Origin of the sequence: Vibrio sp. 10N.247.310.23, assembly GCF_041467155.1 — a bacterium.
Classification (GTDB): domain Bacteria; phylum Pseudomonadota; class Gammaproteobacteria; order Enterobacterales; family Vibrionaceae; genus Vibrio; species Vibrio crassostreae_C.
This window is the reverse complement of the sequence record NZ_JBFSTZ010000012.1, coordinates 57,576-78,399: the sequence shown is the minus strand read 5'-3', so window position 1 is coordinate 78,399 and position 20,824 is coordinate 57,576. Positions and strand designations below refer to the sequence as shown.

The 20,824-nt window shown below is 44.4% G+C and carries 19 protein-coding genes; 16 read left to right on the top strand and 3 right to left on the bottom strand.

Annotated features, from left to right (window positions below; genetic code table 11):
- Positions 1-10 precede the first annotated feature (10 nt).
- The 9 genes from lpxK (at position 11) to pyrF (ending at position 7,477) form a co-directional block, all read left to right on the top strand.
- Positions 11-1,018: a tetraacyldisaccharide 4'-kinase gene (gene lpxK, locus AB6D93_RS11280; RefSeq protein WP_029235494.1), complete on the top strand. Its 1,008-nt coding sequence runs from the start codon at positions 11-13 to the stop codon at positions 1,016-1,018.
- Entirely contained in the window at positions 999-1,178 is a 180-nt protein-coding gene (locus AB6D93_RS11275; RefSeq protein WP_004736429.1) for a Trm112 family protein, read from the top strand. Before lpxK ends, AB6D93_RS11275 begins: the two co-directional genes overlap by 20 nt.
- Positions 1,178-1,924 (top strand): 3-deoxy-manno-octulosonate cytidylyltransferase, encoded by a 747-nt coding sequence (gene kdsB / locus AB6D93_RS11270; RefSeq protein WP_102332955.1) that lies wholly within the window; start codon positions 1,178-1,180, stop codon positions 1,922-1,924. The genes AB6D93_RS11275 and kdsB overlap by 1 nt, the downstream gene beginning before the upstream one ends.
- Positions 1,925-2,203: 279 nt before the next feature.
- On the top strand, positions 2,204-2,884 hold the full coding sequence (gene cmk / locus AB6D93_RS11265; RefSeq protein ID WP_017060237.1) for a (d)CMP kinase: 681 nt from the start codon (positions 2,204-2,206) through the stop codon (positions 2,882-2,884).
- A gap of 106 nt (positions 2,885-2,990) precedes the next feature.
- Entirely contained in the window at positions 2,991-4,661 is a 1,671-nt protein-coding gene (rpsA, locus tag AB6D93_RS11260) for a 30S ribosomal protein S1 (protein ID WP_010439921.1), read from the top strand.
- 121 nt (positions 4,662-4,782) lie between these two features.
- On the top strand, positions 4,783-5,067 hold the full coding sequence (ihfB, locus tag AB6D93_RS11255) for an integration host factor subunit beta (protein ID WP_017060238.1): 285 nt from the start codon (positions 4,783-4,785) through the stop codon (positions 5,065-5,067).
- A gap of 129 nt (positions 5,068-5,196) precedes the next feature.
- Complete coding sequence (locus tag AB6D93_RS11250) at positions 5,197-5,469, top strand: LapA family protein (protein ID WP_017060239.1); 273 nt, start codon at positions 5,197-5,199, stop codon at positions 5,467-5,469.
- Positions 5,470-5,481: 12 nt separating this feature from the next.
- Positions 5,482-6,657 (top strand): lipopolysaccharide assembly protein LapB, encoded by a 1,176-nt coding sequence (gene lapB, locus AB6D93_RS11245; protein ID WP_017060240.1) that lies wholly within the window; start codon positions 5,482-5,484, stop codon positions 6,655-6,657.
- A gap of 124 nt (positions 6,658-6,781) precedes the next feature.
- Entirely contained in the window at positions 6,782-7,477 is a 696-nt protein-coding gene (pyrF, locus tag AB6D93_RS11240) for an orotidine-5'-phosphate decarboxylase (protein ID WP_017060241.1), read from the top strand.
- 104 nt (positions 7,478-7,581) lie between these two features.
- On the opposite strand, the gene miaE is transcribed toward pyrF, so the two are convergent.
- Both miaE and AB6D93_RS11230 read right to left on the bottom strand, forming a co-directional pair.
- A complete protein-coding gene (gene miaE, locus AB6D93_RS11235; RefSeq protein ID WP_017060242.1) occupies positions 7,582-8,337 on the bottom strand; it encodes a tRNA isopentenyl-2-thiomethyl-A-37 hydroxylase MiaE in 756 nt (251 codons plus the stop codon).
- 143 nt (positions 8,338-8,480) lie between these two features.
- Positions 8,481-9,245 carry a DNA repair protein gene (locus tag AB6D93_RS11230; protein WP_102332954.1) on the bottom strand — a complete coding sequence of 255 codons (765 nt, stop codon included), beginning with the start codon at positions 9,243-9,245 and terminating at the stop codon, positions 8,481-8,483.
- Positions 9,246-9,567: 322 nt separating this feature from the next.
- Between AB6D93_RS11230 and cysB the strand changes: the two genes are divergently transcribed.
- Together cysB and AB6D93_RS11220 are read left to right on the top strand one after the other, a co-directional pair.
- Positions 9,568-10,542, top strand: coding sequence for an HTH-type transcriptional regulator CysB (gene cysB, locus AB6D93_RS11225; protein ID WP_017060244.1), 975 nt, complete (start codon positions 9,568-9,570; stop codon positions 10,540-10,542).
- A 140-nt stretch (positions 10,543-10,682) separates the two neighbouring features.
- Entirely contained in the window at positions 10,683-11,885 is a 1,203-nt protein-coding gene (locus AB6D93_RS11220) for a methyltransferase (protein ID WP_102332953.1), read from the top strand.
- 155 nt (positions 11,886-12,040) lie between these two features.
- Here AB6D93_RS11220 and ald read toward each other — a convergent pair whose 3' ends face one another.
- Positions 12,041-13,165 (bottom strand): alanine dehydrogenase, encoded by a 1,125-nt coding sequence (gene ald, locus AB6D93_RS11215; protein ID WP_102332952.1) that lies wholly within the window; start codon positions 13,163-13,165, stop codon positions 12,041-12,043.
- A gap of 156 nt (positions 13,166-13,321) precedes the next feature.
- On the opposite strand from ald, the gene lrp reads away from it, so the two are divergent.
- From lrp to serS, 5 genes are all read left to right on the top strand, one after another.
- Positions 13,322-13,816 (top strand): leucine-responsive transcriptional regulator Lrp, encoded by a 495-nt coding sequence (gene lrp, locus AB6D93_RS11210; RefSeq protein WP_004734558.1) that lies wholly within the window; start codon positions 13,322-13,324, stop codon positions 13,814-13,816.
- Positions 13,817-13,979: 163 nt separating this feature from the next.
- Positions 13,980-17,156, top strand: a complete 3,177-nt coding sequence (locus AB6D93_RS11205; protein WP_102332951.1) for a DNA translocase FtsK — start codon at positions 13,980-13,982, stop codon at positions 17,154-17,156.
- 75 nt (positions 17,157-17,231) lie between these two features.
- Positions 17,232-17,828, top strand: a complete 597-nt coding sequence (gene lolA / locus AB6D93_RS11200) for an outer membrane lipoprotein chaperone LolA (protein WP_017060248.1) — start codon at positions 17,232-17,234, stop codon at positions 17,826-17,828.
- Between the two features lie 64 nt (positions 17,829-17,892).
- Positions 17,893-19,248 carry a replication-associated recombination protein A gene (locus AB6D93_RS11195; protein ID WP_017060249.1) on the top strand — a complete coding sequence of 452 codons (1,356 nt, stop codon included), beginning with the start codon at positions 17,893-17,895 and terminating at the stop codon, positions 19,246-19,248.
- Positions 19,249-19,390: 142 nt separating this feature from the next.
- Complete coding sequence (gene serS / locus AB6D93_RS11190; RefSeq protein WP_017060250.1) at positions 19,391-20,698, top strand: serine--tRNA ligase; 1,308 nt, start codon at positions 19,391-19,393, stop codon at positions 20,696-20,698.
- The last annotated feature ends 126 nt before the right edge of the window (positions 20,699-20,824 follow it).

The following is a 20,824-nucleotide window of genomic DNA, read 5'->3' as shown; positions in this document are numbered from 1 at the left end:
AGGTTTTGTTGTGATCGAAAAGATTTGGTTTAACAATCACCCGTTGAAATATCTTCTCTGGCCGCTATTGTGGCCACTGAGTCTGCTGTTCAAATTGATTAGTGGTCAACGTCGTGATGCTTACCTCTCTGGGAAGAAAGAGACCTACCGCCCGCCTTTACCTGTTATTGTTGTGGGCAATATTACCGCTGGTGGAAATGGTAAAACCCCGGTTGTGATTTGGTTAGTAGAAATGCTTCAGGCTCACGGCTTTAAACCTGGAGTTGTGTCTCGTGGTTACGGTGCAAAAGCACCAAGCTATCCGTTAGTGTTGAATGAAAATACGCCAGCTGAGCATTCGGGTGATGAACCTCGCTTGATTCGTAAGCGAACTGGTGCGCCAGTCGCAGTCGACCCTGTGCGAGCTAACGCAGTGAAAGCATTGCTGAGCAAAGGTGTTGATGTGATTATCACTGACGATGGCCTTCAGCATTACGCGCTTGAACGCGACATTGAATTTGCAGTTATCGACGGCGCAAGACGCTTTGGTAGCGAATGCCTAATTCCTTTAGGCCCGTTAAGAGAGCCTGTATCTCGTTTAGATGAAGTCGACTTTTTGGTTAACAATGGCGGTAAAGCGCATGGGCGAGAGTTCTCGATGTCTTTGCTTCCAAGCCAAGCGGTTAACCTAAAGACTGGTCAGAAAAGGTCTGTGGCTGAATTACAGAAGCTGGTTGCTTTTGCCGGTATTGGCCACCCACCGCGCTTTTTTAAAACATTGGAAGATCTTGATGGTGATGTGGTATTCACACAGGGTTTCGCCGATCATCAAGATTTTGATAAAGATGAACTTCATGCCTTAGCTAAGAAAGGTATGAATCTGATTATGACAGAAAAAGACGCTGTAAAATGCGAAGAATATGCTCAAGATAACTGGTGGTATCTTCCAGTTTCTGCGCAGTTCGATGAAGATTCGCAACAGCAAATTTTAAAAAGAATAAAAGAGGTTATGGAATACTATGGATCACCGTCTACTTGAGATCGTTGCTTGCCCTGTATGTAAAGGTAAACTAACTTTTGACAAGGATAAGCAAGAGCTTGTTTGTAAAATTGATCGCCTTGCTTACCCAATTAAAGAGGGTATTCCTGTTCTTTTAGAACCTGAAGCTCGCACCGTTTCTATGGATGAGGGTAAGTAATGTCTTATACGGTTGTTATACCTGCAAGATACCAATCGAGCCGTTTACCAGGGAAGCCACTTGCTGACATTGGTGGAAAGCCGATGATTCAATGGGTATACGAACAGTCAATGAAAGCGGGTGCCGATAACGTTATTATCGCTACCGACGACGCTCGAGTTGAAAAAGCGGCTAAAGCATTTGGCGCGACCGTTTGTATGACATCACCGAATCACGAATCGGGCACTGAACGCCTAGCTGAGGTGATTGAAGTTATGAATATTCCTGATGATCATATTATCGTGAATGTTCAAGGTGATGAGCCACTTATCCCACCTTCGATCATTAATCAGGTTGCCAACAATCTTGCTAACAGTACAGCTCCGATGGCAACGTTAGGTGTGGAAATCACTCATGCTGATGAAGTGTTTAACCCTAATGCCGTTAAAGTTGTAACCGATAAAGACGGTTATGCCTTGTATTTTAGCCGAGCAACCATCCCTTGGGATCGCGATGCTTACGCGAACAACGGTACAGCAGCGGAATCTCCACTGCTTCGTCATATTGGCATCTACGCTTACCGTGCGGGTTTTATCAATACCTATATTAATTGGGAACCTAGTACTCTTGAGCGTATTGAGTGCCTAGAGCAATTACGAGTGCTTTGGTATGGTGAAAAAATCCATGTAGACGTTGCGGTTGAAGCGCCAGCTGCTGGTGTCGATACGCTTGAAGATCTAGAAGCGGTTCGAGCTATTATTGGCTAAGCTTCTTTGAGCTGTTTACAGAACACCGCTGAGCCTTGCTTATTGCGAGGCTTTTTTATGTCTATAGAAAATTGCGAACGTGTCTTATGGATCTAAGCTCGCGCATTGACCTAAGCAAACGGATATTGGGATAGTTGCATTGGTTTATGCATCATCAACACGGAATTATCTGAGATTTACCTCGCTCGAGTTCCAATTTTTCTCTATAATATGCCGCCTATAAAGTAGTGGCGAATCGCTAGTACAGAATAAAACTTACGACAAAACGTGGAGTAAAAGATGCCTTCTCAAAGCCCAGTGATTACGGTTGATGGACCAAGTGGTGCAGGTAAAGGTACCCTGTGTATGTTGCTAGCAGATAAGCTAGGCTTTCATCTTCTAGACTCAGGCGCGATCTATCGCGTATTGGCTTTAGCGGCAATTCACCATGGTGTGGATACTGAATCAGAGGATGCTTTAGTACCGCTTGCTACACACTTAGACGTGCAGTTTATTGCTGAAGGCGACTTAGTTAAGGTTATCCTAGAAGGTGAAGATGTGTCTGGTGAACTTCGTAAAGAAGAGACAGGCATGGCGGCTTCAAAAGTTGCTGCTTTACCTCGCGTTCGCGAAGCACTGCTTCGTCGTCAACGTGCATTCAGCGCTGCGCCTGGTTTGGTTGCAGATGGTCGTGACATGGGAACGGTTGTGTTTCCTGAAGCTGAAGCGAAAATATTTTTAGATGCAAGTGCTGAAGAGCGTGCGAGTCGCCGCCTTAAACAGTTGCAACAGAAGGGGTTAGATGTTAAATTTGACGACCTTTTGAGCGAGATCCAAGAGCGAGACGACCGAGATCGTAATCGCCCAGTGGCGCCACTTCGCCCTGCAGAGGATGCTCTAGTGCTTGATTCCACCTCAATGAATATTGAGCAGGTAGTAGAAAAAGCACTACACTATATTGAATCGAAACTGGCTGGGTAATTTCGCCGAGCTAGTACGAACGTTGGTCGCAAGGATGATGACCGGCGAATTTATCAACCCCATGCGGTAGGATACCCATGGACGTTTAATTATTGAAGATTAAATAATGACTGAATCTTTTGCTCAACTCTTTGAAGAGTTTCTATCTGAAACTGAATTCCAACAAGGCAGCATCGTTAAAGGTACTGTAGTAGCTATCGAGAACGGTTTCGTTCTTGTAGACGCTGGTCTTAAGTCTGAATCTGCTATCCCTGCTGAACAATTCAAGAACGCTGCTGGCGAACTTGAAGTTGAAGTTGGTGCTGAAGTAGACGTAGCTCTAGACGCTGTTGAAGATGGTTTCGGTGAAACTCAACTTTCTCGTGAGAAAGCTAAGCGTCACGAAGCTTGGATCGTACTTGAGAAAGCTTGCGAAGAAGCTGAAACTGTTGTTGGTATCATCAACGGTAAAGTTAAAGGCGGTTTCACTGTTGAACTTAACGGTATCCGTGCTTTCCTTCCTGGTTCTCTAGTAGACGTACGTCCTATCCGTGACACTGCTCACCTAGAAAACAAAGAGCTAGAGTTCAAAGTAATCAAGCTAGACCAGAAGCGTAACAACGTTGTTGTTTCTCGTCGTGCTGTTATCGAATCTGAAAACAGTGTTGAGCGTGACGAACTTCTTGAAACTCTACAAGAAGGTACTGAAGTTAAAGGTATCGTTAAGAACCTTACTGACTACGGTGCATTCGTTGACCTTGGCGGTGTTGACGGTCTTCTACATATCACAGATATGGCTTGGAAGCGCGTTAAGCACCCATCAGAGATCGTTAACGTTGGTGACGAAATCCTAGTTAAAGTTCTTAAGTTCGATCGTGAGCGCACTCGTGTTTCACTAGGTCTTAAGCAACTAGGCGAAGATCCATGGGTAGCAATCGCTAAGCGTTACCCAGAAGGTCACAAGCTTTCTGGTCGTGTTACAAACCTAACTGACTACGGCTGCTTCGTTGAAATCGAAGAAGGCGTTGAAGGTCTAGTACACGTTTCTGAAATGGATTGGACTAACAAGAACATCCACCCTTCTAAAGTTGTTAATGTTGGCGACGAAGTTGAGGTTATGGTTCTTGATATCGACGAAGAACGTCGTCGTATCTCTCTAGGTCTGAAACAGTGTAAAGCTAACCCATGGCAGTCATTTGCAGAAATGCAAGCTAAGGGCGACAAAGTTACTGGTAAGATCAAGTCTATCACTGACTTTGGTATCTTCATCGGTCTAGAAGGCGGTATCGACGGTCTTGTACACCTATCTGACATTTCTTGGAACGCTGCCGGCGAAGAAGCTGTACGTGAATACAAGAAAGGCGACGAAATCTCTGCTGTTGTTCTAGCAGTAGATGCAGAGCGTGAGCGTATTTCTCTTGGCGTTAAGCAAATGGAAAACGACCCGTTCAACGCATACGTTGCTGACAACAAGAAAGGTGTTCTTGTAAACGGTACTGTTACTGCAGTTGACGCGAAAGGCGCTACTATCGAGCTAATCGAAGGCGTTGAAGGTTACATCCGCGCTTCTGAAGTTTCTCGCGACCGTATCGAAGATGCATCTCTAATCCTAAGCGTTGGCGACAGCGTTGAAGCGAAGTTCACTGGTGTAGACCGTAAGAACCGCGTAATCAACCTATCTATCAAAGCTAAAGATGAAGCTGATGAGCAAGAAGCAATGGCTTCACTGAACAAGTCTGAAGAAGGCGCGTTCGGTAACGCAATGGCAGACGCATTCAAAGCTGCTAAAGGCGAATAATAGCTTCTCATTAAGAGAATTATAGCTATCTAGCCAAGAAAGGAGCCGTAAGGCTCCTTTTTTTTTGCTTATTTTTCCGATAGGTCTATAATTTCTAAAAAGAAAACCAACGAGGGTAACTATGACTAAGTCTGAATTGATTGAGAGACTGTGCGCTGAGCAAACGCATCTTTCTGCAAAAGAAATTGAAGACGCTGTAAAAGACATTTTAGAGCATATGGCTTCAACACTAGAAAGTGGTGATCGAATCGAAATTCGCGGTTTTGGCAGCTTTTCTCTGCATTATCGTGAGCCTCGTGTTGGACGTAACCCAAAGACTGGTGACAAGGTTGAGTTAGAAGGTAAATACGTTCCTCACTTCAAACCAGGTAAAGAGCTGCGTGAACGAGTAAACTCAGGAATGTAGCCTACTTATCGGAATTAAGAAAAGCGGCATACTATAATGTATGCCGCTTTTTTATGACCATAATATGGTGGTCTGATTAGTAATTTTCCTGCATAATCGTACAGCTAACCAACCAATGAGTGATGAACTATGAAAATTATAAAAATAGTCGCCGTTATCGCACTTTTCCTAATTGCACTGGCTTTAGGCTCTCAAAACCAAACAACTGTGAATTTCAACTATCTGCTAGCGCAAGGTGACTTCCACCTATCAAGTTTATTAGGTGTTGTATTCGTTTCAGGCTTCGCCCTTGCTTGGTTAGTCTTTGGTAATATGCACATGCGGTCTCAGCTAAAAATTCATCGCTTGAAGAAGCAACTCAATAAGCAATCAAAGCAGGTCCCTGCTGATACTAAAGCTTAAAGGCTATATTTGATGTTAGAGTTACTGTTCTTACTTTTGCCCATCGCAGCCGCTTATGGCTGGTATATGGGTAATCGTAACGCTCAGCAAGAAAAACAAAAGCAATCACACCAGATCTCCCGTCAATACGTGACGGGTTTGAACCTATTACTGTCAGATCAATCTGACAAAGCGGTTGATCACTTTATTGAACTGCTTCAAGTAGACAATGAAACCATCGATACTCACTTGGCTTTGGGCAACTTGTTCCGCTCAAGAGGCGAAGTCGACCGCGCTATTCGTATTCACCAAAATCTCATCTCTCGTTCGGGGCTTACCCTCGATCAGAAAAATCTCGCACTGCAACAATTAGCTAAAGACTACATGGTCTCTGGCTTCCTTGATCGCGCTGAAAAAATCTTTGAACAACTTGTAGAAGAACCTGACCATAAAGAGGGCGCTTTACAGCAGTTGGTGGCTATTTATCAGCAGACCCGTGAGTGGAACAAGGCTATCCATTACGGAAATATCTTAGTTAAGCTCGGCAAGAAAAAAATGAAGATGCGTGCCACAGTCGCGCATTTCTGGTGTGAGCTTGCAATGCAAGAACAAGCCGATGGTAATCGTTCTAAAGCGCTTCAGCATTTTAAGAAGGCGCTTTCTGAAGACCCTAAATGTGTTCGCGCAAGTATCGCACTAGGGAAGTTCCACTTAGCGAACGAAGATTACCAAAAGACAATTGATTGTCTTGAATCGGTACTTGAACAAGATATCGATTTTATCAGTGAGGTGTTGCCAACCCTTGCTGAGTGTTACCACAAGCTTGGACAAGAAGCTCAATTGGTCGAGTTCCTCAAAGCGTGTATTCAGAAGAAAGCCGGTGTATCTGCCGAACTGATGCTGGCGCAATTGGTTGCTCACCATGAAGATGTAGGCTCTGCTCAAGAGTTACTGACAAAGCAGCTTGTTAAAAATCCAACCATGAAAGGTTTTTATCGATTAATCGATTACCACCTAGCGGAAGCAGAAGAAGGCCGAGCAAAAGACAGCTTAACCACACTTCAATCTATGGTTGGTGAACAGCTTAAGGTTAAGCCTCATTACCGTTGTCGTCAGTGTGGTTTCTCGACACACTCTTTGTATTGGCACTGCCCTTCATGTAAAGGGTGGGGGACGATCAAGCCTATTCGTGGGCTTGATGGTGAATAGATTTGTGGTCACTTTAAGACCAAATTATTAATTGCAGCTTTCGGGCTGCATTTTTATGACTGTTATTTATCACCTGCTTAGGTGATTAGAAATTTTTAGAAAGTTAACTGCGTTAGGAGATGAAATGAACGACCAAAAAATCATTGTAGCCTTGGATTATGATAATCAAGCGGATGCGTTAGCCTTTGTCGATCGAATTGACCCAGCATCTTGCCGCCTAAAAGTGGGCAAAGAGATGTTTACCCTGTTTGGCCCTGAATTTGTTCGTGAATTACATAAGCGTGGTTTCTCAGTATTTTTAGACCTTAAATTCCACGACATCCCGAACACATGTTCAAAAGCAGTCCGTGCTGCCGCTGAACTGGGTGTTTGGATGGTGAACGTACACGCAAGTGGCGGTGAGCGTATGATGACGGCTTCTCGCGAAATCTTAGAACCTTATGGCAAAGATCGTCCACTGTTAATCGGTGTAACGGTACTCACCAGTATGGAGCAATCTGACTTAGCGGGTATCGGTCTGGATCTTGAACCACAACAACACGTGATGCGCTTGGCTTCTCTAACGAAAAACTCTGGCTTAGACGGTGTTGTATGTTCTGCACAAGAGGCTTCTTTGCTTAAAGGTGCACTTGGTCAAGAGTTCAAGCTAGTTACTCCAGGTATTCGTCCTGTCGGCGCAGATGTTGGTGACCAGAAGCGCATCATGACGCCTTCTAAAGCGATTGAATCAGGTTCAGACTACCTTGTTATTGGTCGTCCGATTACGCAAGCGATAGACCCTGCTGCTGTACTTGCAGAGATCAACGGTACGCTTGCTTAAGTCTATATTTGGATTGAGATATAAATAAAGAAGGCCAGCAAATTGCTGGCCTTAATTTTTTAGTCTGGATTAGTCTAAACTGGACTGAATGTTCTGTGTGGAGCCTAAACCGGAGCACCACTATGGAATTTGAAGTCGCTGTCTTCTGAAGTGATAAGATCAGCTTCTACTTGAGCAAAATGCGAAATACGCTCTGAAATATCTTTCCCTGCGATCTGTTCTGCTAGCTCAAGGTAATCTTGGTAGTGGCGAGCTTCTGAACGAAGTAGAGACACGTAAAACTTCTCCATGTCTTCTTCCAAGAAAGGAGCCAATTTAGCGAAGCGCTCACAAGAGCGAGCTTCAATAAACGCACCGATGATAAGCTTATCAACCAGAGCATCAGGCTCGTAAGTCTTAACTTGTTTGATCAAGCCCTTAGCGTAACGACCCGCCTCGATTGGCTGGTAAGTCACGCCTTTCTTCTCCATCAACTCCATGACTTGGTAGAAGTGATGCAGCTCTTCTTTGATCAGTAAAACCATCTTATCGATTAGGTCAGCACCGTAATTACAGCCTTCTTTCGCTGTTATTTGCTTGGATACGTTGCTTTTACCACGCAGAGACTCTAAGTCTCCGATACGACGGTAAGCAAATTGCTCGTATGGCAAAATCCATTCATTCAGTTGCTTCGCGCTTTCTTTATCGACGGCGTACTTGCGAATAAGGAATAAAGCACTCTGTGCCGCCTTAAGTTCACACAGCATGTGATCGCGTAGAATGATGTGAAGATTTTCTGGCTTTTTGGCTTCATCTATCCATGAATCTGGCGTTTCGGCTTTAAGAAAAGAGTGGATTGGAGCGAGTAATTCTTGATACATGGTCAGGGAAAGTTTGTTGATAATGCGGGGATTTTATCACAGCTCAAGAGATCTCCCTATACAGAGAAAGGAAATTCAACAGCTACAAAAAAGGCCGCCTATTTAATGTAAATAAGGCGGCCTTTAAGTGTTGAGTTAGACTGTTACCATTTCTTCTTCTGACCGAAGAGGGCATCCATATCGTCTTCTCGTTCTTTAGATTCCATCTGCTGCAAATCTTGAGCGTTTTTGTCTTGGCGTTTCTGGTCAAGCTCGTTAAGCATCTGTTGAAGCTTTTCTTTGGCTTGATTAGAGTACGAGTCGTTCTTAGTCGCCAAAGCATCAATACCTTTGCGTAATAGCTGAATCGCTGTTCCCGGTTGTCCGCGAGAAATCGAATCGTTTGCACGTTTGATAACATTTTCAATGTTAATACGGATTTGAATTGTTTCTAGGCGAGCATTTTCAACCACATAAGCTTGAGTCTCGAAACGGCCTTTATTGTGCTCGTTGCGCACCGTATCACGCAGGCGTTTAACTAACTTAAGCATCATGATCGCTTGCTTGTCACTACTTGGTACGCGGAAAGCGGTACTCTCGCCACCTTTGTAGTTCTCTTTTAGCTGAGTGATTTGTTGTTTTACGCTTTCAATGCGTTGGTCAAGCTGCTTATTTTTTGGATCGAGTTGATACATGTTTTCTAATGCATCAAGAATTCGATTGTTTAAGCATACAAGAAGATCTTGGCTAAACGGCATGTGATGAGCGTTGCCAATCAGTTCTTCTGTACCGTCAATAATGGTTAGATAACGAGAAGCTTCCTGTTTCTTCGCTGTTTCTACCTTAACTTTATATTGAAGCATGATGTTGTAGCCTAAAACTAACACCAAAAGAACGGCTACTAAGACGATTATTAAACCAATATTCATATATTTGAGTCTGCTTATTATTTTCTATAGCTAACTGGAGAGGATACACGATTCCATTGTGTATCGGCACTCGTAAATTGCAATTTCTGATTATCTCTTGTTGAGCGAAATCGGCAATCAAAACTTACCAACTAATGTATGAGAATGAGGGTTGGGTTGCAAAGCGTTAGTGATGTTTTTGTTTGTTAAGCTAGAAAAACTCAATTTTCCTGTCATTTTTGTGTTCGAAGCGTTATAACTATTAATTATATTACACGCGACTATAACGCTCTCTTTGCAAATAAGTTAGCACAGAAATGAGTAAAGGATTACGAGGTTAGATATGAAGTTACAGCAACTGAAGTACATTGTTGAGGTTGTAAACCATAACCTAAATGTTTCAGCTACAGCAGAGAGTTTGTACACATCTCAGCCTGGCATTAGTAAGCAAGTTAGATTACTTGAAGACGAACTAGGCATTCAGATTTTTGAGCGTAGCGGCAAGCATCTAACGCAGGTTACCCAAGCGGGTGAGGATATCATTCGTATCTCTCAAGAGATTTTGGCGCGCGTTGAAAGCATTAAAGCGGTAGCGGGTGAACACACACATCCAGAGATGGGTACATTGAATATTTCAACGACTCATACTCAAGCTCGTTATGCACTGCCTGATGTGATTAAAGGTTTCACGGCGCGCTATCCAAAAGTATCGCTTCACATGCACCAAGGTACGCCAAGCCAAATGTCAGAAGCCGTCGCTAAAGGTACAGCGAATTTTGCGATTGCAACGGAAGCGCTACACCTTTACCAAGATGCGATTATGCTGCCTTGTTACCACTGGAACCGTTCGATCGTCGTGACCAAAGATCATCCCCTGGCACAGAAGCGTAATATCACGATCGAAGATCTTGCGGCTTACTCTCTCGTGACTTATGTATTTGGTTTCACTGGCCGTTCTGAGCTTGATACCGCGTTTAACAAAGTAGGTTTAACACCGCGTGTTGTGTTTACTGCGACCGATGCAGACGTAATCAAAACCTACGTTCGTATGGGCATTGGTGTTGGTGTAATTGCAAGTATGGCTATTGACCACGAGCAAGATACTGATTTGGTTGCGATTGATGCGAGCCATCTATTTGGTGCGAGTACAACCAGCATTGGTTTTAGAAAAGGCACCTTCTTGCGTTCTTACATGTTTGATTTCATGGAGCGTTTTGCACCGCACTTAACTCGCCCTGTGGTTGAGCAAGCTATTTCTTTGAAATCGAATGAAGAGATCGAAGAGATGTTTAAAGATATCGAGCTGCCAGTTCGTTAATCTCGTCGTGTAAATCTAGATTCTTATTCGGCCTGTATTTGCAGGCCGTTTTTCTTTTGGGCTTTTAGTTTTCGTTTTCTTTATCGAGCCTTTCCATTTCGACCTCTTACCCCTACAATCCACGCATCATAGGGGGAAGCATGCATTCACGATTTAAAATACTCGATTCATTTTTGCTAGAGCACCAGATTTACTGGCGTTCAGAGCCTTTTCACCTATGCCAAACTCAACAGCAGCCGTGGAAAGAGGTCAATCGTCCACTCGTTGATTGGTTAGAAAGCTTAGATAATGAAAGCATTCAAACCTTAAAAGAGCAGCCTCAGCTTTTGATTGAGGAACTGACTCGTTTCCTACCTGAATTAGAAACTGCTACCCAAAACATCCAGTTCGATAACACTGCTTTGGTTGGTTTAGACCTCCCACGTGGTACTGCTGATGGTATTCCTGGCCGAAAGCTACATCAAATTGTCGCAATGGGCGAGGCTGCATTATGCCATCACCATGGCAAAGAGTGGCTCGAGTGGTGTTCTGGTAAAGGCTTTCTTGGTCGAATCCTATCTCAGCAATCGGATCAAAAAGTCACTAGCTTTGAATGGCAGCAATCGTTATGCGAAAGCGGACAAAAGATTGCGGATGACCAGAAGTTAGCGATGGATTTTGTTCAAGGAGATGCGTTTTCAGACAAGGCCGATGACGTGTTTAATTCGTACCAACATGCCGTGGCCCTTCATGCTTGTGGTGATCTTCATGTTGAGCTAGTTAAAAAGTCAGTGTCACATGGGCTACCAGCGGTCACTATTTCTCCTTGTTGTTATCATCTTATTCGAGACGAAAACTATCAAGCGATGTCTTCTATCGCGAAAAGCTCAGCATTAACGTTAAGTAAGAGCGACTTGAGAATCCCGCTTCAAGAAACCGTTACTGGTGGTGAAAGAGTAAAAAGACATCGTCAACTAGAGATGAGCTATCGTCTAGGCTTCAGCCAGTTGCTTAAGGCTGAACTTAACATTGACGAATACATTCCTGTACCGAGCATCAAAAAATCAGAGTTAGCTGAGGGTTTTGAATCTTTCTGCCGTTGGGCATCTGAAGTGAAAGAGCTATCGCTGGGCTCAGATATTGATTTTGACTCTTATTTGATTCAAGGCGAAGCGCTTTTCTGGGAAATGGAAAAGCTGAGTTTGGTTCAACAAGTCTTTAGACGACCATTAGAGATATGGCTGGCTTTAGATCGCGCTATCTATCTGAAAGAGCAAGGTTATGAAGCTACGATTGAAGAGTTCTGTGAACGCAGTATTACGCCAAGAAATCTATTGATTCATGGGGTTAAAATCGAGCGCTAGTGGTAAACCGTACTGTTACGTGTTTTTACGAACTAAATCCATTAATGCAAAAAAGCCAGCGCGACATAATGTCGTACTGGCTTTTTGTTTAATGTGTATGAGTTAACTGAACGCTTCAACGAGAAGATTATTGCGTTCAGTTAGTCATTACATCATTAGTTAAACATTGCGATTGCTTCTGCTGGGTCTACGTATTCAAGGTCAAAGCTTTCTGCAACTTCTTTACAAGTTACTTTACCGTGAATAACGTTTAGACCTTCTAGGAAGCCTTCATCAGATAGAAGTGCTTCGCGGTAGCCTTTGTTCGCTAGCTTAACAATGTAAGGAAGTGTTGCATTGTTTAGTGCGTAAGTTGAAGTACGAGCAACAGCGCCAGGCATGTTTGCAACACAGTAGTGAACTACGTCATCAACAATGTAAGTTGGGTCTGCGTGAGTGGTTGCGTGAGAAGTCTCGAAACAACCGCCTTGGTCGATTGCAACATCAACAACTGCTGAACCTGACTTCATCTTAGCGATGTGCTCTTTTGTAACCAATTTTGGAGCTGCTGCGCCAGGAATTAGTACTGCACCAATTACTAGGTCTGCTTCTAGAACATGCTTCTCAATGGCGTCTTCAGTAGAATAAACCACTTTTGCGCGACCTTGGAATTCTTCATCAAGTCGACGCAGTGTATCTACGTTACGGTCAAGAATTGTAACATCAGCGCGAAGGCCTACAGCCATACGTGCTGCGTTAGCACCTACAACACCGCCACCAACAACAACAACTTTTGCTGGTTCAACACCTGGAACGCCACCAAGAAGAAGACCACAACCACCGTTAGATTTCTCTAATGTTTGTGCACCTGCTTGAATAGACATACGACCAGCTACTTCAGACATTGGTGCTAATAGTGGCAAGCGACCCATATTATCTGTTACAGTCTCATAGGCTACGCAGACAGCTTTGCTCTTGATAAGCTCTTCAGTTTGTGGAAAATCTGGTGCAAGGTGTAAATAGGTAAATAATATTTGCCCTTCGCGAAGCATAGCTCGCTCGACAGCTTGAGGTTCTTTAACCTTTACAATCATCTCTGCTTTCGCGAAAACGTCAGCAGCAGTAGGAAGAATGGATGCGCCTACAGCGATGTAATCATCGTCTGAAAAACCGATACCAGTACCGGCATTGGTTTCTACAAAAACTTGGTGGCCGTGTGAGATTAGTTCTCTCACGCTAGCTGGGGTCATACCAACGCGGTATTCGTGGTTCTTGATTTCCTTAGGTACGCCAATGATCATCCTGACTCCTCATTTTATTTTGGTTGTTTTATCTATGTGTAGGGTAATTCTGTCGAATTAATATCTAGTATAGATAGGTTTAGATAAAATTTGATACTGAATATTAAAAAGTTGTAGTATATTTTTTTGCAAGGAAGTAATAAGGTGGAATAAAAAATGGCAGACAATTATAAGAAGCCGTCCAAGGAACTAGATCGTATTGACCGCAACATTCTTAATGAGTTGCAAAAAGACGGTCGTATCTCAAACGTTGAACTCTCAAAACGAGTAGGACTTTCTCCAACTCCATGTCTTGAACGTGTTCGTCGTTTAGAACGTCAAGGTTACATTACTGGGTACACAGCGTTGCTGAACCCACAGTACCTTGATGCTTCACTTTTAGTGTTTGTTGAAATTACATTGAACCGTGGTGCGCCAGATGTGTTCGAACAATTCAACACCGCTGTGCAGAAACTGGATGACATCCAAGAGTGTCATTTAGTGTCGGGTGATTTTGACTATCTTCTAAAAACACGTGTATCTGATATGGGTGCTTACCGTAAGCTACTGGGTGATACGTTACTTCGTCTACCGGGCGTAAACGACACTCGAACTTACGTAGTAATGGAAGAAGTGAAACAAACCAATCAACTTGTGATTAAAACTCGTTAGTCACAATTGGTGAAATGAAAGAAAGCGGACATTTGTTCCGCTTTCTTGCTTTCTGGAATTGGGTTTTTCTGTTTGATATGGTTAAATCAACAGTAGTTTCATTGAAACGAGCGGCTTTGGCCGCTCGAGATGTTTTTATCCCGTTTAATTATTAAGTTGGTTTATGTTCAAGCAGAGCAGTAATAAAGTAGAAACAATCATTAAAACGAGTGAAGAGCCTCAGTCTCCTCGTTTGAGTGGTTCTCAACGTCTCAAAGAGTGCAGTCTGATTCTCGGTGTTCTCTTCTCTATTCTACTTGCCGTTGCGTTATTAACTTTTAGTCCTGCAGACCCATCATGGTCGCAAACGGCGTGGGGTGGTGACATTCAAAATGCGGGTGGCTACCTAGGTGCTTGGTTGGCGGATACGCTTTTCTTCGTATTTGGCTCTTTGGCTTACCCTCTGCCTATCTTAGTGACGGTTGCTGCGTGGGTTTTATTCCGCAAACGTAATGAAGACGAGCAGATCGACTTCATGCTGTGGGGCACTCGCTTACTTGGCCTGACTATCCTAATTCTTACGAGTTGTGGTTTAGCGGATATCAACTTTGACGACATCTGGTACTTTTCATCCGGTGGCGTGGTAGGTGACGTTTTAACAAGCCTTGCACTTCCAACGTTGAATGTTCTTGGTAGTACGCTGGTTCTTCTTTTCTTATGGGGTGCTGGTTTCACTCTATTAACCGGTATCTCTTGGCTAAGCATTGTGGAATGGTTGGGTGAATGTGCCATCAAATTCTTCACGTCTACTGTTAATAAGGCTCGTGGCCAAGACCAAGAGCTGCTTGAGCCTCAATTAAGAGAATCAGCAGACCGCGATTTAATCGAAGAACGTCATCAGCAGCATCAAGCGCCAACTTACCGCGATGTTCCTGCTATAGAAGGCAACAAAGAATCAACAGAGCATGATCCGCTAGATCCTGCGATGAGTTTTTCTGCGACCAATGAGTCGGCAGACGTGGCGACAAATGCGCGAGACAATGCTGCATCGCCGAAGCGTCATTACAATATTCATATGCCTGTCGATGCTCCTGCGAAACAAGAAGCTCCTGTTCATGAAGAACCTCAGGTTCAGCCTCAAGCGGTAATTGAGTCAGAGCAAACGATCCCTGCAGCAGCTGTTTACCAAGCGCCAGAAGAACCGCTAGAAGAAGGTATTGAGCGCTCTAAACAGTTGAATGCAACGATAGAGCAGCTAGAAAATGCGGCCATGTATGAAGATGACCTAGCAGAACAAGATCAGGTTGACGCGCATGATTCTCAGGTTGCTTACCAACAATACATGCAGAACGAACAACCAGAAGTTGGCCCTGCTCATGCTGACCTTAGAAGTGCTGAACCAGAATTAGATAGCTCACCACAAGTAAATGGCGAATTTGGTTCTGAAGATGTTCAACCTGAATCTTTATACGCTTCACCTATGGGCGAGCCAGAAGCAACCGTGGAAGACGATTTCTCTGCACAACCTTCACCGTTTGATGTTACGGAAGAGCAAAGCTACCAACAGGGCTCAGAGCTTGAATCAGAACAGGCTGAAGCTGAATTAGCTGACGCAGCATTAATCGAAGAACAGTTTGAACCTTTCCCTTATCAAGAAGAACATTCAGAACCTGAACAGCCAACAGCACAAAACCTAGAGCCAACTGTTGATCTTCCTTGGGAAGAAGTAACGGAAGAAGAACCTGCGCATCAAGATCAAGATCAAGATGTCGCCGCATTCCAAAGCATTGTTTCTGAAGCACAAGCGAATATGGCAGCGGCGCAGAACCCGTTCTTGGTTCAACAAGACGTTAATTTACCTAAGCCTGCTGAGCCATTACCCACGCTTGAATTGTTATTCCACCCTGAAAAGCGTGAAACCTTTATTGACCGTGATGCGCTAGAGGCAATTGCTCGTCTTGTTGAATCTAAGCTAGCGGACTACAAGATCAAAGCCGATGTGGTTGATATTTTCCCTGGCCCAGTAATCACTCGATTTGAACTCGATCTGGCTCCGGGCGTGAAAGTAAGCCGTATTTCTGGCCTTTCTATGGACTTAGCGCGTTCGCTCTCTGCATTGGCAGTACGTGTCGTAGAAGTGATTCCGGGTAAACCTTATGTTGGCTTAGAACTGCCGAATATGAGTCGCCAAACGGTATTCTTCTCAGACGTGGTTGCTAGCCCTCAGTTCCAAGAAGCGAAATCGCCAACGACAGTGGTTCTAGGACAAGACATCGCTGGTGAAGCCGTTATTGCTGATCTATCGAAAATGCCTCACGTTCTGGTTGCAGGTACAACCGGTTCTGGTAAGTCGGTAGGTGTGAACGTAATGATTCTGAGTATGCTTTACAAAGCATCACCGGAAGATGTTCGCTTCATCATGATCGACCCGAAAATGCTTGAGCTATCGGTTTATGAGGGTATTCCTCATCTATTGTCTGAAGTGGTAACCGACATGAAAGATGCGTCGAACGCCCTTCGTTGGTGTGTTGGCGAGATGGAACGACGTTATAAGCTGATGTCAGCATTAGGCGTTCGTAACATTAAAGGTTACAACGATAAGCTTAAGATGGCAGCGGAAGCGGGTCACCCAATTCACGATCCACTGTGGAAGCCGGGCGACAGCATGGACCCAGAAGCGCCATTGCTTGAGAAACTGCCTTACATTGTGGTTATCGTTGATGAATTTGCCGACCTAATCATGGTGGTTGGTAAGAAGGTTGAAGAACTGATTGCACGTTTGGCACAAAAAGCACGTGCGGCGGGTGTTCACTTGATTCTAGCGACGCAACGTCCATCAGTGGATGTTATTACTGGTCTTATTAAAGCGAACATTCCAACCCGTGTGGCCTTTACGGTATCAACTAAAACGGATTCACGAACTATCCTTGACCAAGGTGGTGCGGAATCACTATTGGGCATGGGTGATATGCTTTACTTGCCTCCTGGTTCTAGCCATACAACTCGTGTTCACGGTGCCTTTGCATCTGATGACGATGTACACGCAGTCGTGAATAACTGGAAAGCGCGTGGTAAGCCAAACTATATTGATGAAATCACCAACGGCGAACAAACCCCAGAAACCTTGCTTCCGGGTGAGAAGATGGAAGGTGATGAAGAGGTCGATCCTCTGTTTGATCAAGTGGTAGAACACGTTGTTCATTCACGTCGTGGCTCAGTTTCAGGCGTACAGCGTCGATTCAAGATTGGCTACAACCGTGCTGCACGTATTGTCGAGCAACTTGAAGCTCAAGGTATCGTAAGTGCTCCAGGTCATAACGGTAACCGAGAAGTCTTAGCACCAGCGCCACCAAAAGATTAGTTCCGGTAGGAACTCATAACTATTCAGTCGGTCAAATCGAAAATATGACCGACTTATGTTCTAACAGGATTATTGATGAAAAAAGTATTCGCACTTTTATTTATGAGCTTCTCAGTGTTTGCTTCTCCGAAAGAAGAGTTGAGTAGCCGCTTGGCATTAAACGCAGGCTTCAGCGCTGACTTTAAACAAGTCGTGACCAGCCCTGATGGTGATGTTGTTATGGAAGGTGAGGGCACGGTAGAGATTGCACGCCCAAGCCTGTTCCGCTGGGAGACCACGTTCCCTGATGAAAACTTGTTGGTATCTGATGGCCAAAGCTTGTGGTACTACAGCCCGTTCATTGAGCAAGTGAGCATTTATTGGCAAGAGCAAGCGACATCACAGACACCTTTTGTCCTGCTTACACGTAACCAAGAAAGTGATTGGGATAATTATAATGTGGCGCAAACGGGTAACCAATTCACGCTAACGCCAACTGCTGTCGATTCTAATCAGGGTGACTTCCAGATTAATATCACCGAAAAGGGCATTGTTCAGGGCTTTAATGTGATTGAACAAGACGGTCAAAAAGGTGAGTTTACCTTTAGCAATGTTGATTTGGGTAAACCTGCAGCAGACCGCTTTACTTTTGTGGCACCGGAAGGTGTCGAGGTCGACGACCAAAGAAACTGATCTAAACAAGCAGATCGTTTGGTAGTACGTCGATAGGCATTAATGCCATCAACGAATCAAGAGATTGCAATTGAGTAATTACAGCTTAGATTTTGCGGGGGACGAAGATTTTCGTCCCCTTGCTGCTCGTATGAGACCGGAAACTGTCGAACAGTACATCGGTCAGCAGCATATATTAGGCCCAGGTAAACCACTTCGCAGAGCGTTGGAAGCGGGCCATATCCACTCGATGATTTTGTGGGGGCCTCCGGGCACCGGTAAAACGACGTTAGCCGAAGTTGCAGCAAACTATGCGAATGCTGAAGTGGAACGCGTATCGGCGGTAACCTCGGGCGTAAAAGACATTCGTATTGCAATTGAAAAAGCGCGCGAGAACAAGCAAGCAGGGCGCAGAACCATCCTGTTTGTGGACGAAGTCCATCGCTTTAACAAAAGTCAGCAAGATGCTTTTCTGCCTCATATCGAAGATGGCACCGTGACCTTTATTGGTGCGACGACAGAAAACCCATCTTTTGAACTGAACAACGCTTTGTTGTCACGTGCGCGTGTCTACAAACTGACGTCCCTGAACACAGATGATATTTCTCTTGTCATTCGCCAAGCGATTGAAGATAAGCAACGTGGGTTAGGTGATGTGCCTGTTGATTTTGCTGATAATGTTTTAGATCGCCTTGCAGAACTGGTTAACGGCGACGCGCGTATGTCGCTTAACTACCTTGAACTGCTGTATGACATGGCAGAAGACAACGATAAAGGCGAGAAAGCGATAACCTTGCAGTTGTTGGCTGAAGTGGCTGGTGAGAAAGTCGCTCGTTTCGATAACAAGGGTGATATTTGGTACGACCTAATCTCCGCGGTTCATAAGTCAATTCGTGGCTCAAACCCTGATGCGGCCTTGTACTGGTCAGCACGAATGATTGCTGCGGGGTGTGATCCTCTGTATATCGTTAGACGCTTGCTGGCGATTGCTTCTGAAGATATCGGTAACGCTGATCCTCGCGCCATGCAGGTAGCGATGTCGGCTTGGGATTGCTTCACGCGCATTGGCCCTGCTGAAGGGGAGCGTGCGATTGCGCAGGCGGTTGTTTATCTCGCATGTGCACCAAAGAGTAACGCCGTTTACACCGCGTGGAAGCAAGCGTTAACAGATGCTCACAATCTTCCTGAATATGAAGTGCCGCATCATTTGCGAAATGCACCGACAACTTTGATGAAGGACATGGGCTACGGGCAAGAATACCGTTATGCTCATGACGAACCAGGAGCCTACGCCGCTGGTGAAAAGTATCTGCCTCCTGAAATGGGAGAGAAGCAATACTATTTCCCAACAAAACGAGGCTTAGAGACCAAAATTGGCGAGAAGCTAGATTATCTGGCGGATTTGGACGCAAAAAGCCCACAAAAACGCTATGAAAAGTAGTCTTTTTTGGATATCGTTACCTAGTCATAAAATTTCAATTAAATCGTTATAAATTGGTCGAAATAACACCAGTTTTAGGGGTTTAGCAGTGATTCAGTAGCAAGCTACTGAATATTCAAATAACTAAAGCATAGGATTAGCAATGCTGGATTCTAAATTACTTCGAGCTGAGCTGGATGAAACAGCGGCAAAATTAGCACGTCGAGGCTTCACCCTTGATGTAGAGACAATTCGTGAACTTGAAGAAAAACGTAAGTCCCTTCAGATGAAAACTGAAGAGCTACAAGCGTTACGTAACTCTCGATCGAAGTCCATTGGTCAAGCGAAAGCAAAAGGCGACCATGAAGAAGCTGAGCGTATCCTTGCAGAAGTAGGCAACTTAGGCGCAGAACTAGACCAAGCTAAAGTAGCATTGGCTGATCTTCAATCTGAGCTAGAAACGATCACAATGTCTATTCCTAACCTACCTGATGCAGAAGTGCCAGATGGTAAAGATGAAGACGATAACGTAGAAGTTTCTCGTTGGGGTCAACCTAAGACTTACGACTTTGAAGTGAAAGATCACGTCGATCTTGGCGAAATGTCTGGCGGTCTTGATTTTGCTAGCGCAGTTAAAATCTCGGGTTCTCGTTTCATCGTGATGAAAGGCAAATTTGCACGTCTACACCGTGCTATTGCTCAGTTCATGCTGGACCTTCACACTGATGAGCACGGCTACACAGAAATGTACGTACCGTATCTAGTGAACCACGATAGCCTTTACGGTACTGGTCAACTTCCTAAGTTCGGCGAAGACTTGTTCCACACAAGCCCGCTAACTGAGCAAGTAAGTGACGTACCTCTTAAGACTCTATCGCTTATCCCTACTGCGGAAGTACCGGTAACGAACATGGTTCGTGACACGATCACTGATGAAGCTGAACTGCCACTTAAGATGACAGCTCACACGCCGTGTTTCCGTTCTGAAGCGGGTTCTTACGGTCGTGACACTCGTGGTCTTATCCGTATGCACCAATTCGACAAAGTTGAATTAGTACAAATCACTAAGCCAGAAGACTCAATGGCAGCGCTTGAAGAGCTAACTGGCCACGCTGAGAAAGTACTTCAACTTCTAGAGCTTCCTTACCGTAAAGTGATTCTATGTACAGGTGACATGGGCTTCGGTTCTGCGAAAACTTACGACTTAGAAGTATGGGTTCCAGCACAAGAGACTTACCGTGAGATTTCTTCTTGTTCAAACATGTGGGATTTCCAAGCGCGTCGTATGCAAGCTCGTTTCCGTCGTAAAGGCGAGAAAAAACCTGAACTTGTACACACACTAAACGGTTCTGGTCTTGCTGTTGGTCGTACTATGGTTGCTATCCTTGAGAACAACCAAGAAGCAGATGGCCGTATTGCTATCCCAGAAGTACTTCAACCATACATGGGCGGCGTAACGCACATCGGTTAATTAGATTGATTAAGCATTAGGTTACTTATAAAACCCAGCCAACAGGCTGGGTTTTTTATTGCCTATAGAATAGTGCAGTGGCGAGAAATAAATAATTTTTGTTACCTATGTGTAATAGTGTTTTAT

Excerpts from the sequence above, each read along its gene's own strand:
- AB6D93_RS11275 (WP_004736429.1), top strand. The coding sequence starts at position 999 with ATGGATCACCGTCTACTTGAGATCGTTGCTTGCCCTGTATGTAAAGGT.
- kdsB (WP_102332955.1), top strand. The coding sequence starts at position 1,178 with ATGTCTTATACGGTTGTTATACCTGCAAGATACCAATCGAGCCGTTTA.
- cmk (WP_017060237.1), top strand. The coding sequence starts at position 2,204 with ATGCCTTCTCAAAGCCCAGTGATTACGGTTGATGGACCAAGTGGTGCA.
- rpsA (WP_010439921.1), top strand. The coding sequence starts at position 2,991 with ATGACTGAATCTTTTGCTCAACTCTTTGAAGAGTTTCTATCTGAAACT.
- ihfB (WP_017060238.1), top strand. The coding sequence starts at position 4,783 with ATGACTAAGTCTGAATTGATTGAGAGACTGTGCGCTGAGCAAACGCAT.
- AB6D93_RS11250 (WP_017060239.1), top strand. The coding sequence starts at position 5,197 with ATGAAAATTATAAAAATAGTCGCCGTTATCGCACTTTTCCTAATTGCA.
- lapB (WP_017060240.1), top strand. The coding sequence starts at position 5,482 with ATGTTAGAGTTACTGTTCTTACTTTTGCCCATCGCAGCCGCTTATGGC.
- pyrF (WP_017060241.1), top strand. The coding sequence starts at position 6,782 with ATGAACGACCAAAAAATCATTGTAGCCTTGGATTATGATAATCAAGCG.
- miaE (WP_017060242.1), bottom strand. The coding sequence starts at position 8,337 with ATGTATCAAGAATTACTCGCTCCAATCCACTCTTTTCTTAAAGCCGAA.
- AB6D93_RS11230 (WP_102332954.1), bottom strand. The coding sequence starts at position 9,245 with ATGAATATTGGTTTAATAATCGTCTTAGTAGCCGTTCTTTTGGTGTTA.
- cysB (WP_017060244.1), top strand. The coding sequence starts at position 9,568 with ATGAAGTTACAGCAACTGAAGTACATTGTTGAGGTTGTAAACCATAAC.
- AB6D93_RS11220 (WP_102332953.1), top strand. The coding sequence starts at position 10,683 with ATGCATTCACGATTTAAAATACTCGATTCATTTTTGCTAGAGCACCAG.
- ald (WP_102332952.1), bottom strand. The coding sequence starts at position 13,165 with ATGATCATTGGCGTACCTAAGGAAATCAAGAACCACGAATACCGCGTT.
- lrp (WP_004734558.1), top strand. The coding sequence starts at position 13,322 with ATGGCAGACAATTATAAGAAGCCGTCCAAGGAACTAGATCGTATTGAC.
- AB6D93_RS11205 (WP_102332951.1), top strand. The coding sequence starts at position 13,980 with ATGTTCAAGCAGAGCAGTAATAAAGTAGAAACAATCATTAAAACGAGT.
- lolA (WP_017060248.1), top strand. The coding sequence starts at position 17,232 with ATGAAAAAAGTATTCGCACTTTTATTTATGAGCTTCTCAGTGTTTGCT.
- serS (WP_017060250.1), top strand. The coding sequence starts at position 19,391 with ATGCTGGATTCTAAATTACTTCGAGCTGAGCTGGATGAAACAGCGGCA.